Below are 15,519 nucleotides of genomic sequence, written 5' to 3'. Positions count from 1 at the left end.
GTCCTTCCATTTTTTCCACCCCCTTGACTTTGTCGCCAAAAAATGGGAACTTTGTCAGGTCTTTCCGTCGACTCGACGTCAGAAGCACGCGCTTCCACGGTCTCACCGTTCCAAGACCTGGTTCCAAAATGCGTTCAGCATTTTTTTTAACCCCAAGGCTTTTTTTAGAACATTTTACCATTCAAAATACAGTAATCGTGACTGTTTTCTAACTGCCTGTTTCCCACAATGAAACTCAACGTATGTGTATATGACGGGTGTATTATATATCCACTATATGCTATGGATTGCAACCGTCTGTTAATCTATGTTTTATCTTTCAAAATCAAGTCTAGAGGACTTTTGATTTTTGCAAGAGACTTTGTACTCACGTGGGTGTAAATCTCCGTTGTTTTACTCGATTCATGTCCCAATATAGTTTGTATGTAACGAATATCAACTCCTTGTTCCAACATGTGAGTGCCAAATGAATGGCGCAACATGTGGGTTGATTTCGTTCCACAATTTACAAAACTTAACAAAATCTATGTCCCTGTAATTTAATTTATCTTCATTCTAAACAACGACTGTTACTAACAGCAAATTGAAATAAGTCGCTGACACCGTTTGATGAACACAACCCCCGGTTATTTGAACACTCCCGGCAATGTCGTACTCATTGCTGACCAGGTGGTCCCTACTCCTGGCAATGTCCTGCATATTGCTGACAATGTTGTCCCTCTTCGTGGCAATGTCCTGCTTACTGATAACCATGTTGTCCCTACTCCTGACAATGTCTTGTATATTGCTAACCATGCTGTCTCTACTCTTGGCAATGCTTTACTTATTGTTGGCCATTTTGTTCAGGCCCTTACCGATGTACGTTTAGTGCTTAACCGTCCAAAAAAGACCGGAGGCAATTCCTCGCTTCTGATGCCCGATACCAACTGGTCACACAATACACGAAAAAACAGAAAGACGAAATGGTGAAAATTATTTCAAAATGGAAATCTATCGGGTTTTACGGGCGATGCCATAGCCTGGCGTTATTTTTCTTGCTTATCGGTGGTCCTTTGGTCAAGAACTTCCAAAATTGAGTAAAGTGCAGTTTTCTTTCTATTTCTGTCCAAAATGTGCTTTAACTGGAATTCACTTCGAAGTAGATTCGTTTTAGCTTAAGTAATGAACAGTCGAACCTGAAACTGTGGTGAAAAACGAATTTACCGATCTACATTTGTCAATTAATTATCGAATTTAACTTATGAAGAAATTTTCTATCTCAGAAGAATTACGTTGCCTTTTTATCCTATTTGTTTTTTCTATTGGTGCATCGCAACTACATGCGCAAAACTTTGGGAATCGTCCAAAAACACCGAACGACGATTTAGTATCGTTTGAAATGAATGACGACGGCAGTGCAACCTTCCGTTTGTATGCTCCTGATGCCACTAAAGTAGAGTTAGGCGGTGATGTTCGGGCAGAAAAAATTGAGCGTGCCGACAATGGTGTTTGGACCTTGACAACTGTCGCTGACCTCGATCCGAGTGCTTATCGTTACTATTTTCATGTAGATGGGATGAAGGTGAACGATCCGAAAAACCCGATGGTACCCGACTTTCGGCCTATGGTTGAAATTGCGCCCAAAGGAGAAACACTTTTCTGGCAGAAAAAGGCTGTTCCGCACGGGCTAATGTCGATTGTGTATTACGAATCGAGTGCTACCAACTCAACCCGACGCATGTTTGTGTGGACACCCCCGGCTTATTTTGCCAACAACGAAAAGCTTCCGGTTCTGTATCTTCTTCATGGAGGTGGCGACAACGATACCAACTGGCCGGGGCAAGGCAAAGCCGGCTGGATTATGGATAACTTATTTGCCAAAGGAAAGATTGAGCCGATGGTTGTTGTTATGCCCGATGGTAGTATTCCAACCCATACTTTTGCTGAAGATCTGGCAAACAACATCGTTCCCTGCGTAGAAGCTAATTTCAGGGTTTATAACGATGCCGACCACCGGGCGTTGGCAGGTTTGTCGATGGGCGGCCTGGAAGTTTTGGAAACCATGATTTATTACCCCGATAAATTTAGTTACATCAACGTAATGAGCTCCGGATGGTGGACCAGCCAACCTGAAAATTACGAGAAATATGATGAACTCATTAAAAAGGCGGCTCCAGCACTAAATTCAACATTAAACTATTTCATTTTTACCTGTGGCGGAAGTACCGATGGAGCCTCTGCCAATACCCCTCCAACCCGAGCACTTTTCACCAAACATGGGGTAGAGTCTGAATACTCTGAAATGGAAGGCGGACATACGATGTATGTGTGGCGGCATGACTTACGTCGTTTCGCCCAAAAGATTTTCAAATAACAAACGGTATTTTTTAAGATTATTCAAGCCAATAATAAAAAACGTAGTAGAATGAAAAAACGTGAATCAACAAAGAAAAGGTACAGCTTCGATTGTACTTACATAGTAGCAATTGTTTTACTCATGGTATCGGTAACGGCTGTTGCTGCCGATCCTCCGGGAATTCCTGACGGATGGTCTGATGGATTTGTCTATAACAACGGAGTGCGTATTCATTATTATCATGCTGTTCCGGCACCTGCTAAACCTGTAATTGTGATGGTTCACGGCGTAACCGATAACGGCTTATGCTGGGCCGATGTGAGTTTAAAACTTCAAGAAGACTATGATATTTACATGCTTGATGCCCGTGCTCACGGTTTGTCCGATCCGTTTACGCCTTCCGACAATGGTGAAACCTTAGTGAAAGACGTGGTTGGTTTTGTCGAACTTATGAAATTTGACAAGCCGATTATTATGGGGCATTCTATGGGCGCAGCAACTGTAATGCGTGTTGGTGCAGAATATCCCGATTTGGCAAGTGCTGTAATTATGCTCGATCCTGGTCTTCCGCGAAAAAATACAGGAGAACGCCCGGCTCGCCCACGACGCGACGGCCCGCCACCACAACGCCCTCAGGCCAACCCCGATCCGCTTGCTTTTAGCATGATGGGAGAGCCGGAAGCATTAGCTAAACAGAACAATTACAGTTTCGATGCCTTGGTAGAAAAAGGGAAAAAGGAAAATCCCAAATGGAGCGACACCGATGTAAAATACTGGGCCTTATCAAAAAAGCAGTATCACGGACCCTATTCCGATGCAGCATGGCAGGCGATGCACGGAACAATGAATACCGAAGGTGCATTAGCTAAGATTCCGGTAAAATCACTTATACTGAAAGCAGATACATCACCTGAGAGGCGCAAAACCAATGAAGAGTCGGTGGCAGATTTAGAAAGAGTTAAACTTGTACATGTTGATGGAGCCGCTCATAATTTGCATCACGACCAATTGGAGCTGACAGTAAAAGAGATCCGGGATTTTCTTTCAACAGCACTCTAACTCAATCGAAAACGGTTAACTGACGAGCAGTACTATTTTTAGCTTTATGTTGATAGTAGTTGTAAATTGCAACATCAATTAATCATATCAACCAGATAAATAATGAAAAAAAAACTAATATTAACGACAGTTATCTTTGTCTTCGCATTGTTTGCATGTGGCGTTAAAGACAAAAAAAACACCCTTCCGCAACAATTCAATCATAATGTTAGCCTAAATGACATCGGTGTTAATCAAAATGAAGTTAAAGAAATTGACTCCTTGCTTCAATCATTTGTCGATCAGGAAAAACTCAATTGTGTTGCAGGATTTGTCGCTCAAAATGGCAATGTTATCTATAAAAAAGCCTTTGGCCTGAAAGATATTGAAAACAACATACCGGCTACCATTGACGATTACTATGTCTTGTTTTCGCAAACAAAAGCCATAACCACGGTAGCTTTTATGACACTTGTGGAGAAAGGGTTGGTTCAGGTCGATGATCCCGTTTCAACGTATTTTCCCGAAATACCAGATCAAGTCGTTACCACGGTAAATGAAGATGGAACATACGAAACCAGGCCCGTTACAACACCTATGACTTTTGCGCATTTGATGTCCCATTCATCGGGATTAAATGCCGGATTGGTTGGCCAGATAAAACGTGCCGAAAGAAAAAACAACGATACTCCGGCTGGTTTTGGAGGTAGGATGCCAAAAGAAACTCCCGCCGGACAACACAGCGGTGGCGGTAACTACAATGCAAAATACCTTGAAGAGGAGATGCTGGCTTTGGTGAAATACCCCTTGGGATTTGACCCGGGAACAGAATGGAGTTACCACATTAGTACCAATATGCTTGCGTACATGGTTGAGCGCATTTCCGGTCAGCCGCTGCGGGATTATGTGAAGGAAAATATTCTTATTCCACTTGGAATGAACGATACCGACTGGTATTATGAACCGGAAAAATTAAGTCGTTTTGTAAAAGCTTACAGTTATGCTGATGGAAAGCTGGAACCCGCAACAAATATGTACAGCGAAGGAACAATAAGCGAGCAGCAGACCTATTGCGAAGGTGCAATTGGCTTAAACGGCCCGATTGAAGACTATGCCAAATTTTGTCAGATGCTGCTGAATAAGGGAGAATTCAACGGTGCCCGAATCTTAAAACCGGAAACCATCGAGTTGATGACCACCGTGAATCGTCTGCCTGAAGAAAATTCCGGAGGAGAAGGATTTCGTTTCGGCCTGGGATTTGAATTGTACAACGACCTGAAGAAACCGGTTCCGGCTGTTTCTAACTCAGCATTTGCCTGGGGAGGAATGTTTGGCACTGAATATATTATCGACCCTGAAAACGACCTGGTCGCCTTGTTTTATATGAACATGGCACGCCGTGATAACCTGTACCCTCAATATTTAAGCAAAGTATATAAACTGATTGACGAATAACATAAAACTTTACCTGATATGAATAAACTACTTCTATTATTGCTGTTTATTGTTGCCGGAATTTCTGCTTATGCCCAGGATTTTGGCCGCAAAGAAAAAATAAACGATAACTGGTATTTTAATCTGGGTGACGTTCAATATGGTGGACGTGAAAAAATGGACTGCAGCAAATGGGCTACCGTCGATTTGCCTCACGATTGGACCGTAAAACAAAATGCAAGCCCCGAGCTGGCAAGTTGCACCGGCTACTTGCCGGGTGGAATTGCCTGGTATCGGAAAGATATGGAGATTCCTGCAACCGAAAAAGAAAACAAAGTATACATCTATTTTGAGGGCGTTTACAATAACAGCGAAGTGTTTATCAACGGAAAATGGGTGGGAAAACGCCCCAATGGTTATATTTCGTTTATGTACGATTTAACTCCTTACATTAAATGGGGAGAAAAGAACTCAATTGCAGTACGGGTTGACCACAGCGATGATGCCGATTCGCGCTGGTACACCGGTTCTGGAATTTATCGCGACGTGTACCTGGTTTACGCCAATCCAATTCATATCAATTTATGGGGCGTAGCCTATCAAGCTGAAATCCAAAATAATTCAGCCGAAATCACAGTAAATACAACCATAAAAAATACGATCGAAGCGTCGAAGCTAAAAATCGTTCACGAACTGTACAATGCTGCAGGAAAACTTGTTGCATCAACATCAACAAATGGCGAAGCCGCAGCAAAAGGGGTAAGCGATTTTAGCCAAAACATAAAACTCAAGTCTCCAGAGTTATGGAGCATCGATTCACCGTATTTGTACACGCTGAAAACTTTTGTTTATAAAGGATCGGAACTTGTTGATGAGAGCAGCATTAAAGCAGGCTTGCGTAAAATTGAGTTCGATCCGAATACCGGTTTTGCATTAAATGGAGTGAATACCAAATTAAAAGGAGTATGTATTCATCACGATGCCGGTGTTTTAGGGGCCGCTGCTACTAAAGCCGTTTGGCGTACTCGCCTTGAAACCTTAAAAGCGCTGGGCGTTAACGCCATCAGAACAAGCCATAATCCACAGGCACCACATTTATACGAGTTGTGCGACGAGCTGGGATTTGTAATGATGGACGAAGCTTTCGACGAATGGGAATATCCGAAAAACAAATGGATTGAAGGCTGGAACAGGGGAGAACCTGGTCATCAGGGAACTTCGCAATACTTTAGGGAGTGGAGCAGCCGCGACGTACGGGACCAAATTATGCGCGACAGAAAACACCCGTCGGTAATTATGTGGAGCATTGGTAACGAAGTGGATTATCCAAACGATCCTTACACACACCCGGTTCTTGCTGAAGAAGGTATAAGCCAGCAATCAGTTAAAGCATACCTCGAAGATCATCCGAGTGCCGAACGTCTTGGCGATATTGCCAAAGAATTGGTTGCAGTGGTGAAGGAAGCCGACGCATCGAGGCCTGTAACTGCCGCTTTAGCCGGGGCGGTTATGTCCAATTACACCGATTATCCATTCGTTCTTGATATTGTTGGGTATAACTACACCGAGTATAAATATGATACCGATCATGAATTATATCCTGAAAGAGTGCTTTACGGAAGTGAAAACAGGCATGATTTGGGAGCATGGAAAGCGGTAAAAGACAACGATTTTATTTTCGGACAGTTTCTGTGGACCGGAATTGATTACTTAGGTGAAGCACACGCATGGCCTTCACGCGGTTTTGAGTCCGGTTTGCTCGATATGGCAGGAAACATTAAACCACGGGGTTATTTCCGTAAATCGTTGTGGGTTGATGAGCCCATGGCTTTTATCGGTACAGTTAAAAAAGTCGAAGATACGGGCCGAAGACGTTGGGGCCCTCGCTTTTCGACCGATGCACCGCAGATCTGGAATTATGATGAAGGTGCAAAAGTTCAGGTACTTTGTTACACAAACTGCGACGAGGCCGAATTGCAGCTTAACGGAAAAACAGTTGGCGACCGCAAACCGTACGACAACGAAACCGGTGTTATTGCCTGGGATGTCGATTATCAGCCGGGCGAGCTTCAAGTAGTGGCTTATAAAAATGGCGAAGTGGCCGCAACCGATAAAATTGTTACCAATACGTTGGCTGCCGAAATCAAAGCAAAAGTACTTGACCCAAGCGACGATGAACTGCTCCGACAGATTCGACTTGAAATTCTGGATGCAAACGGAAATCATTCAAATCTCGCTGATACCGAAATTACCTGCAATGTAAGCGGCGGAACATTACTCGGTATGGAAAATGCATCTCAAAATGTGGCCGAGAATTACCAGGACAACAAGCACCGCTGTATTAACGGCCGTTTGCTGGTTTATGTGAAAAAAGATGCAGCCGATGCACCGATGACCGTAAAATTATCTTCGCCACTTTTAAAATCAGTGGAGTTAGAAATTGACTAAACGCAAGCGGTAAAGAGTTTGAATAATCAGAAAAGTGCAGTCGTGAGTTTTTCTCCGGCTGCACTTTCAAAAAAATAGGAACTATGGATTTCAGAATAAGTAAAAAACTGCTGTTTGTATGTTTTTTTTTATGCGCAGCATTGTTTGTTAGCGCACAACCCAATTGGCAACCCGATGACTCGAAAGGTTTTACCGCCCACGATCCGGTTATGATACAACAGGACAGTACCTTCTACCTGTTTGTTACCGGCGGCGGAATGGCCAAAAGTACCGATTTGGAAAACTGGACCCGGATTAAACCTGTGCCGAGCAGGTTAGAGTGGGTGACTGATGACATCATTCCCGGATACCGGGGAGGTTACTGGGCTCCCGATATCCAGTTTTACGATGGCAAGTATTACTTGTATTATTCGCCATCAGCATTTGCTAAAAACACCTCTGCCATCGGTGTTATGACCAACACAACGCTTGATCAGGATAGCCCGGATTATAAGTGGGAAGATCATGGAATGATCGTTCAATCTGTTCCGGGGCGCGATTTCTGGAATGCCATCGATGCTAACGTCTATTTTGAAAGAGGCTGGGGTGGAAGAGGCGGTACCGGCTGGCTGAGTTTTGGCTCTTTCTGGGGCGGAATTAAGTTGGTAAAACTCGACTCCACCATGACCGCTTTGGCCGAACCGCAGGAGTGGTACACCATTGCCAAGCAGGAGCGTACGTTCGGAATGCCCGATACCGACCCGGGAGATGGCACTATTGAAGCGCCGTTTATTTACCGCCGGCACCAGTATTACTACCTGTTTGTTTCGGTTGGCTACTGCTGCAGAGGGCTGGAAAGCACCTACGAAACCATAGTTGGAAGATCGCGTGATATTCGCGGTCCTTATTTCGATAAAGAGGGCGTGCCAATGTACGCCGGTGGAGGCACTTATGTAGCCGGTCCCAATGAGGACTATGCCGGAATTGGTCATTGCGCGGTGTACGATTTTGATGGAAAAACCTGGTTTGTGGCTCATGGGTACGATAAAAAAGACCGCGGCCGATCAAAACTTGTTGTGAAGGAAATTACCTGGGACAGGGCCGAGTGGCCAACCGTGGTTTTCGAAGAACCGGAAGATGAGAAAGTGAATCCGAATGAAGAAATTAAAGAATAAAAAGCAGCCAATTTAAGCTCTTTTTTGAGAATAGTATTATCGAAAACAAAACACCACAACATGAAAAAAATTGGATTGATGGGCGTATTTCTTGCTTTGAGCCTAGTTAACTTCGGGCAAGTAATAAAAACGAAAGTGATAGATAATGGAGGAAGCGGCGAATACAGTGCCATTGCTGCAACAGAAAAATCGTTACCCGATTTTGTAGTTTACAGACCTGAAAATATAAAAGAGACAGTAAAAGAAGAAGGAAAACTGCCGGTAATAGTATGGGCCAACGGAGGATGCATGAATTCATCCATTCACCACGAACGATTTTTAACCGAAGTTGCTTCACATGGTTACCTTATAGTTGCCATTGGTAAACTTCAAATGACGGTTGAAGAACGGAAACATGAGCACACGCCTGATGACGAACTACTGAAAGCACTGGATTGGATATCGGAACAGGCAAAAACAAAAGGAACTGATTATTATAAAAACGTTGATTTAGACCGAATTGCAGCAGGCGGAATGTCATGTGGAGGCGCCCAGGTATTTCGGGTGGCAGATGATGGCCGCATTAAAACGTATATGATTTTTAATGCAGGCATGGGGGATATGACCATGGCTGGCGCAAGCACTGAGTCATTGAAAAACCTGCATGGCAATATTATTTATGTTATTGGAGGAGAGTCTGATATTGCTTATGCAAATGCGATAATCGATTACGATAGAATTGATAATGTACCTGTTGCTTTTGCCAACCACGAAACCGCCGGGCATGGAGGAACTTATGCCGAAGAATATGGAGGTTCTTTTGCAAAAATGGCTCTTGACTGGCTCGATTGGCAGTTTAAAGGCGAGGATAATGCCGCCATATTCCTTAAAAAGGATCTGTCGAAATATCCGGGATGGACAATGAAAACCAAGAATTTTAAAAACTAAAACGACCTAAAATGAAGTCTGGAATACTGTTTCTTCTAATTGCATCTTTTTTTATATCTGTCACAAGTTCCTGCACCGAACAAGATCCAACCATCGTTGAAACGCAAGATGGTATTGTTCAAGGACTAATCGAAAACGACTTACGAGTGTTCAAAGGTATTCCATTTGCTGCTCCTCCGGTAGGCGATTTACGATGGAAAGCACCGCAGACAGTCGAAAAATGGGATGGAATTAAACAGGTAACTCAATTTGCTCCTTCGCCATTTCAGTGGGGTAACCCGCCCGCCGGGAAAAGTGAAGATTGCCTCTACCTAAACGTTTGGACACCTGCGAAATCAGAAAAAGATAAACTCCCCGTAATGGTTTGGATTTATGGTGGCGGATTTGGAGCCGGAACAACCGCCGACCCGGTTTGTAACGGTACTGCTTTAGCTAAAAAAGACGTGGTTGTAGTTGCAGTTGCTTATCGCGTTGGTATTCTTGGATTTTTGGCACATCCAGAATTAAGTGCTGAAAACCCGAACAAGGTTTCAGGTAATTATGGTTTGCTCGATCAAATTGCCGGATTAAAATGGGTTAAAGAAAATATTGAGGCCTTTGGTGGAGATCCTGAAAAAGTAACCATTTTTGGCGAATCGGCCGGAGGAATTTCGGTAAGTATGTTGTGTGCTTCACCCGAGGCGAAAGGATTATTCAGCGGTGCAATTTCTCAAAGTGGAGGATCTTTTGGACCAACTCGCCCTACAACTTATCCCGGAGAAAATATGAAAACCCTACAACAAGCCGAAGCTGATGGTGAAGCGTATGTTCAACAATCTGAAATGAATTCTATCGCTGAATTACGCAAAGTATCGGCCGACCAACTACCGGGCGGACGTGGCTGGCCTATCGTTGATGGACACGTAATTCCCGATGTTCAAACCAATTTATACAAAGAAGGAAATTACAACGATGTACCTGTATTAATTGGTTACAATTCCGATGAAGGCCTGAGTTTTGCTCGTGAAAGAAGACCCGAAGAATTCATTGCCAACGTAAAAACACGCTATGGGAAATTCGCAGATCAACTGGTTGAAGCTTATCCTCCAGGAAAAGACAAAGTGGCAAAAACAGCACGCGATTTAATGCGCGATGCTGCCTTTGGCTGGCAAACCTGGATTTGGGCTCGCCTACAATCTCAAACCGGAAACTCAAAAGTATTTTATTACTATTTCGATCAGCATCCCGATTATCCTGAAGATTCACCAATGTACGGAGCAGGATCACCACACGGACAGGATGTTGCTTATGCTTTTATGACGCTTGATTCAATCAAAAGAAACAATTTTACAGAATCAGATCGCCAACTTTCTGAAACCATGGGGACGTATTGGACCAATTTTGCAAAATACGGCGATCCAAATGGAGAAGGCGTGCCGGAGTGGTCAACCTTTAGCGATGAAAATCCAAATGTAATGTACCTGACCGATCAACCACATATTGGTCCGGTTCCAAGCGAAAAATCGCTTAAAGTTTTAGATCAATATTTCAAATGGAGAATGACTCCTGAAGGAACAGCCTGGGCGAAATAACCTAAAGCGCAAAAGCGTTCGCTAAAATGATAAAAACTGATCAAATGAAATGAGCATGATAATATTTAACCCATAGGCCAAATATTATCATGCACGTTCCATCTTATACCTTACAAACCAATTTTAATAAGATGAAATCAAAGTTTAATACCTTTCAAGTAGATCGAGATAAATTCAATCGCCTCACAAAATCCTTATTCTTTGTAGTTGGTCTTCTATTACTAGGAATTACCTTCTCCTGCACCAATAAAAAAACGAGTTCAAGTTACGAAGATTGCATTTCGGAACCGGGCAAATATGCAGGTTACAGCGAACCGATTTATGCCGAAGAATACGACCTTTCGTCTCAATATGTTGAAATGCGGGATGGTGTCAAATTAGCCATCGATATTTGTCGTCCTATCGATAAAACCACAGGCGAAGTAGTTACCGAACCGCTTCCGGTTATCTGGATGCATACGCCTTACAACCGTCGATACAATGGCAATTTCGACGATATGACGGTGGAGTGTTATGCCGGAACAGGAGCTAAATTAGTTAAATACGGATACGTAGTGGCCACGGTTGACTACCGTGGTTTGCATGCTTCGTTTGGGCACAACGAAAACTTCAACCGGGGACAATGGTTGAGTGCTGCCCGCACCGATGCCTACGATGTAACTGAATGGTTGGCCGTTCAGCCCTGGAGCGATGGAAACATTGGCATGTGGGGATGTTCAGCAACTGGAGGAAGCCAAATGCAGGCTGCTACCACAGCACCGCCTCATCTAAAAGCCATGTTTCCAATGAGCTTTGAGTTCGATGTGTACGATTTTCGGGCTGCCGGAGGTATGTCAACAACTTATAGACCCTGGCCTCAACCCGATGATGGATTAACAGCATCACAACGTAGGGATTTAATGGCAGCACCTGTGGATGGCGATACCGATAGTACCTTATTGAAACAGGCCTTTAAAGAACACGTAGGAACTGTAGAAAGCTTAGGGGATATTCCTTACCGCGACAGCTATTCAACAAATCTAACCGATGAAGCAGTAAAACAATGGTGGAAGGTAAGTAGTCCTTCCAATTATTTGGATGAAATCAACGAATCAGGTATTGCCATGTATATGGCCGTAAACTGGGATGAAGGAAACACCAAACCTGGTCCGTTCTTCGCCATAAATAATTTCACCATTCCCCGAAAGTTGGTCATTGGCCCCGGAGTGCATTGCGATTGGTATACCTCAATTAAAATGACTGGTTTTGATGTATTAGTTGAAGAACTTCGCTTTTTCGATTATTGGTTAAAAGGAATCGATAACGGAATTATGGACGAAGATCCGATTTATTATTTCACTTACAACGCTCCCAAAGGTGAAGAGTGGAAAACAGCTAAAGAATGGCCGTTACCTGAAGAAAAAAGAGTTGAATATTATTTGGGTGAAGGATCGCTAAGTACCGACGAACCAAACGAACCTGGAAAAGATGTAACTACCATAAGCTACGATTTCCGACCGAACTCTACGACTAAAGGAGCAATCATTTACGAAACAGAAGTTCTAAGCGAAGATGTTCAGATTACCGGGCATCCTACCATCAGCCTTTGGGTATCGTCTACTGCTACTGATGGCGATTTTGTTGCCACCATTCAGGATGTTGCACCAGACGGAACGCTTACTTCCTACAATGTTCAGGGGCAACTAAGAGCTTCGATGCGTAAATTGGCAGAACCTCCATACAATAAATTAGGATTGCCTTATCATAGCTGCAACGAAGCCGATGTGAATCCACTGATTCCGGGTGAACCAACACAGCTTGAGTTCTCTATTTTGCCAATATCAATGATTTTTAAAGCGGGGCACAAAATCCAGTTGGCCATCAGTTTTGCAGGTCGCGGAACACCGCATTTAGATCCGGCACCGGAGGTAACCATCTACCGGGATCAAACACACCAATCAACTTTAACCCTACCTGTAATCGAATTGTAAGGGTTTTAATTATTTTGAAAGAAATATTAATCTGAAAAAAACGATGAAGAGAGTTAGATCCGTTTTAATATTCTGTCTGGTAATCGGTTTTAACCTTACATTGTCAGCACAGGAATATGTTGCTCCCGGGTTAGAGTTTACCTGTGAGCTGAAAGTAACAATTGATCCGGTTATGAATTTAGGCTCAACCTGCTATGGTGATCGGATTATCATTCCGATTTCAGGAGGAACGTTTGAAGGTCCTAAATTAAAAGGAACTGTTTTGCCGGGTGGTGCCGATTATCAAAAATTATACAAAGACAATGGACTCACCGAATTAGAAGCAATATACACGATAAGAACAGACGACAATGTGCTGATTCATGTTCGCAATGTCGGAATTTTCTATAACCCGAATGAAGACGCCGTAAAGACTACTGCTGATTCCAACGAGATCTACTTCCGCACAGCTCCAAAATTTGAAGCACCGGAAGATTCAAAATACGCCTGGCTGAATCATGCCATTTTTATTTGTAAGCCAGTTCCGGCAAAGGATTATATTTCGATACAGGTCTGGAAAGTCCTGTGAGAATTGAGCATTTGTATTGTCGCCCTATAAAGCATCCTGCTTATATGAAAGCAGGATCCTTTTTAGGTTGTATGCTCTTAGTTATTGCTACCGGTCAATATAATTCCTCCGTTAGGTTGGATTAGAATATTGAATTTGCCTGATTTTTCGATTTTAGTCTCTTTTTTGAATGAGGCTAAGCTGCTTTCATCACCATAATAAGTGATTGTTTTTCCGGCAAGCATTGGCAATGCAAGATTTAAGGACAGTGGTTCTTCATTCGCATTAATTCCAACTACATACCACTGATCTTTATGTCGGCGGGCCAATACCACATATTTCCCCGGATAGCCATCAATAAAAACAGTTTCGTCCCAAGTTGTTTCCACATCTTTCATAAAATCGATTGCAAATTCTGGTGCGTCACTCAGGTTATTGGGCGCCAGTGCAAACATTTGAACCGGATTTTGAAAAAGCACTGCCGTTGCAAGTTGGAAAATGTCTGAAGTTCGGCGGATTGTTCCTCCATCGTTTGTTCTGTTATGTCGTTTATTCAGCAAAACCGGGCCAAATTCCATACATCCCACAGCATTTCGAATGAACGGGTGCAAACAGGCATTGAAGGCTTCCATATCGTTAGCATGTTGCGTGAAAATGAGATTCTCAGAAGCCAGCACGGCTTCACTTCCCACATAATTTGGATACATGCGCTCCCATCCGCGCGGCAAGGTGCAACCATGAAAAATAATCATCAAACCATATTCGTTGGCATCAGAAAGAAGCGCTTCATAGAGTCTCATGGTTTCTTGCTTGTCGCCACCAAAAAAGTCTATCTTTAATCCTTTAACTCGCATCTCCTGCAGCCATTTCATCTCTTTTTTACGGGCAATGGCATTGTTTAATTTGTGCTTTGGCCCTTGTGGTGCATTATTCCAGAAACCGTTGGAATTGTACCATAAAAAAACGTCAACATTTTTAGAGTGGGCATATTCGATCAGTTCTTCCATTTTTTCGTAGCCCACATTCTTATCCCACAAGGCATCCATTAAAATGTACTCGTAGCCCATGTCTGCAGCAAAATCAATATAAGTTACCTGATCATCATAGTTCATGCTCCTGTCCTGCCACATAATCCAACTCCATGTTGAGCGGCCAAATTTATATTCCTGTGTGGGTTCATAAAGCGGATCAACCAGATCGTAAGGGATCGTAGTTTCAACAATTGGGTTTAAATTGTTAGCCACAGTAATCGTTCTCCAAGGCGTTGACCCGGGCAAGGCAATTGCCGGACTTGAACTCCCGAAGCCGTTGTTTTCGCCCTGCTCGGGATAAGCAATGGAATAAATTCCATCAGCGCTTCCTTCACTAAGTCGTGATCCACAATATTTTCCATCGACACCAGTTTCTGAAATCAGTACCCAGCCATCATTCCCGACGTGAAAGAGCGATGGAAATGTATATCCTAAACCATATTTTGATGGTGTTCCAAGCGGTTCATCCGGTACATATTCTTCTTCATAACTGGGTTTTGTCCCTTTCCATCCTATGCCCGGAGTGGCTTGTGGAGACAGAAAGGTAGTGGTATTGTCGGGGAAATTAAATCCTGTAATTTCTTTTTCAATGGTACAGTTGGCTGTTTCTCCATATTGTGGGAGATTATAGCGGAAACCAATGTTGTTATTACTTACTCTGAATACGATTTCGATTGGTTTATCTTCTTTGTTGGCAAGCGTTACAACCAATTCGTTGGCATTGTACACAACCGACGATTGTTTAATCTTAAGCTGCGAGTAGTTTTTTGTGATGTTATCGCGACTTGTTGTCGTTAGTTTTAAATCCTTACTAAAATCTCCCGCACTCGTAACCAGTCCAAGAGGAGAGTCTTCCAGCATCACAGCATTATTACTCTTTACTGAAAAGTAAGGTGTGCCTTCTTTTAAATTAAAGCTTAAATTCAGCTTGCCATCAGGGCTTTTTACAAGTTGTTCCTGAGCAAAGGCAGAGATCGAAACTGCGATCAGAATTAAAGTAGCAAGATATTTTTTCATAATGTTGGTTTGTTTCCTTTTTCTAATATCAGAAGGATATTATTGGT

The 15,519-nt window shown here is 43.0% G+C and carries 13 protein-coding genes; 10 read left to right on the top strand and 3 right to left on the bottom strand.

What is annotated here, in order from left to right; all coding sequences use genetic code 11:
• Together GR929_RS21920 and GR929_RS22030 are read right to left on the bottom strand one after the other, a co-directional pair.
• A partial coding sequence (locus tag GR929_RS21920) for a hypothetical protein (protein WP_235934328.1) occupies nucleotides 1-181 on the bottom strand: 181 nt, incomplete at its 3' end.
• 124 nt (nucleotides 182-305) lie between these two features.
• Nucleotides 306-482, bottom strand: a complete 177-nt coding sequence (locus tag GR929_RS22030) for a tyrosine-type recombinase/integrase (RefSeq protein WP_159520718.1) — start codon at nucleotides 480-482, stop codon at nucleotides 306-308.
• Nucleotides 483-609: 127 nt separating this feature from the next.
• Here GR929_RS22030 and GR929_RS13730 point away from each other — a divergent pair, with 127 nt between their 5' ends.
• The 10 genes from GR929_RS13730 to GR929_RS13685 all read left to right on the top strand — a co-directional run bounded on the left by GR929_RS13730 (nucleotide 610) and on the right by GR929_RS13685 (nucleotide 13,445).
• Nucleotides 610-969 (top strand): hypothetical protein, encoded by a 360-nt coding sequence (locus tag GR929_RS13730; RefSeq protein ID WP_159520716.1) that lies wholly within the window; start codon nucleotides 610-612, stop codon nucleotides 967-969.
• A gap of 271 nt (nucleotides 970-1,240) precedes the next feature.
• Nucleotides 1,241-2,353, top strand: a complete 1,113-nt coding sequence (locus tag GR929_RS13725; protein WP_159520714.1) for an alpha/beta hydrolase-fold protein — start codon at nucleotides 1,241-1,243, stop codon at nucleotides 2,351-2,353.
• Nucleotides 2,354-2,404: 51 nt separating this feature from the next.
• A complete protein-coding gene (locus GR929_RS13720) occupies nucleotides 2,405-3,394 on the top strand; it encodes an alpha/beta fold hydrolase (RefSeq protein WP_159520712.1) in 990 nt (329 codons plus the stop codon).
• A gap of 102 nt (nucleotides 3,395-3,496) precedes the next feature.
• Nucleotides 3,497-4,828 carry a serine hydrolase domain-containing protein gene (locus GR929_RS13715; RefSeq protein WP_159520710.1) on the top strand — a complete coding sequence of 444 codons (1,332 nt, stop codon included), beginning with the start codon at nucleotides 3,497-3,499 and terminating at the stop codon, nucleotides 4,826-4,828.
• Nucleotides 4,829-4,846: 18 nt separating this feature from the next.
• Nucleotides 4,847-7,255, top strand: a complete 2,409-nt coding sequence (locus GR929_RS13710) for a sugar-binding domain-containing protein (protein WP_159520708.1) — start codon at nucleotides 4,847-4,849, stop codon at nucleotides 7,253-7,255.
• A gap of 83 nt (nucleotides 7,256-7,338) precedes the next feature.
• Nucleotides 7,339-8,409, top strand: coding sequence for a family 43 glycosylhydrolase (locus tag GR929_RS13705; protein WP_159520706.1), 1,071 nt, complete (start codon nucleotides 7,339-7,341; stop codon nucleotides 8,407-8,409).
• A gap of 60 nt (nucleotides 8,410-8,469) precedes the next feature.
• Nucleotides 8,470-9,336, top strand: a complete 867-nt coding sequence (locus GR929_RS13700; protein ID WP_201301014.1) for an alpha/beta hydrolase — start codon at nucleotides 8,470-8,472, stop codon at nucleotides 9,334-9,336.
• Nucleotides 9,337-9,347: 11 nt separating this feature from the next.
• Nucleotides 9,348-10,907 (top strand): carboxylesterase/lipase family protein, encoded by a 1,560-nt coding sequence (locus GR929_RS13695; protein WP_159520704.1) that lies wholly within the window; start codon nucleotides 9,348-9,350, stop codon nucleotides 10,905-10,907.
• Nucleotides 10,908-11,038: 131 nt separating this feature from the next.
• Nucleotides 11,039-12,877, top strand: coding sequence for a CocE/NonD family hydrolase (locus tag GR929_RS13690; protein WP_159520702.1), 1,839 nt, complete (start codon nucleotides 11,039-11,041; stop codon nucleotides 12,875-12,877).
• Between the two features lie 43 nt (nucleotides 12,878-12,920).
• Nucleotides 12,921-13,445: a DUF3237 family protein gene (locus GR929_RS13685; RefSeq protein WP_159520700.1), complete on the top strand. Its 525-nt coding sequence runs from the start codon at nucleotides 12,921-12,923 to the stop codon at nucleotides 13,443-13,445.
• Nucleotides 13,446-13,522: 77 nt separating this feature from the next.
• Here GR929_RS13685 and GR929_RS13680 read toward each other — a convergent pair whose 3' ends face one another.
• Nucleotides 13,523-15,472, bottom strand: coding sequence for a glycoside hydrolase family 97 protein (locus GR929_RS13680; RefSeq protein WP_159520699.1), 1,950 nt, complete (start codon nucleotides 15,470-15,472; stop codon nucleotides 13,523-13,525).
• Nucleotides 15,473-15,519: the final 47 nt, after the last annotated feature.

Origin of the sequence: Sunxiuqinia indica (assembly GCF_009847015.1) — a bacterium.
GTDB lineage: Bacteria > Bacteroidota > Bacteroidia > Bacteroidales > Prolixibacteraceae > Sunxiuqinia > Sunxiuqinia indica.
The sequence above is the reverse complement of the archived record's forward strand: the minus strand, read 5'-3'. Positions and strand labels throughout refer to the sequence as shown.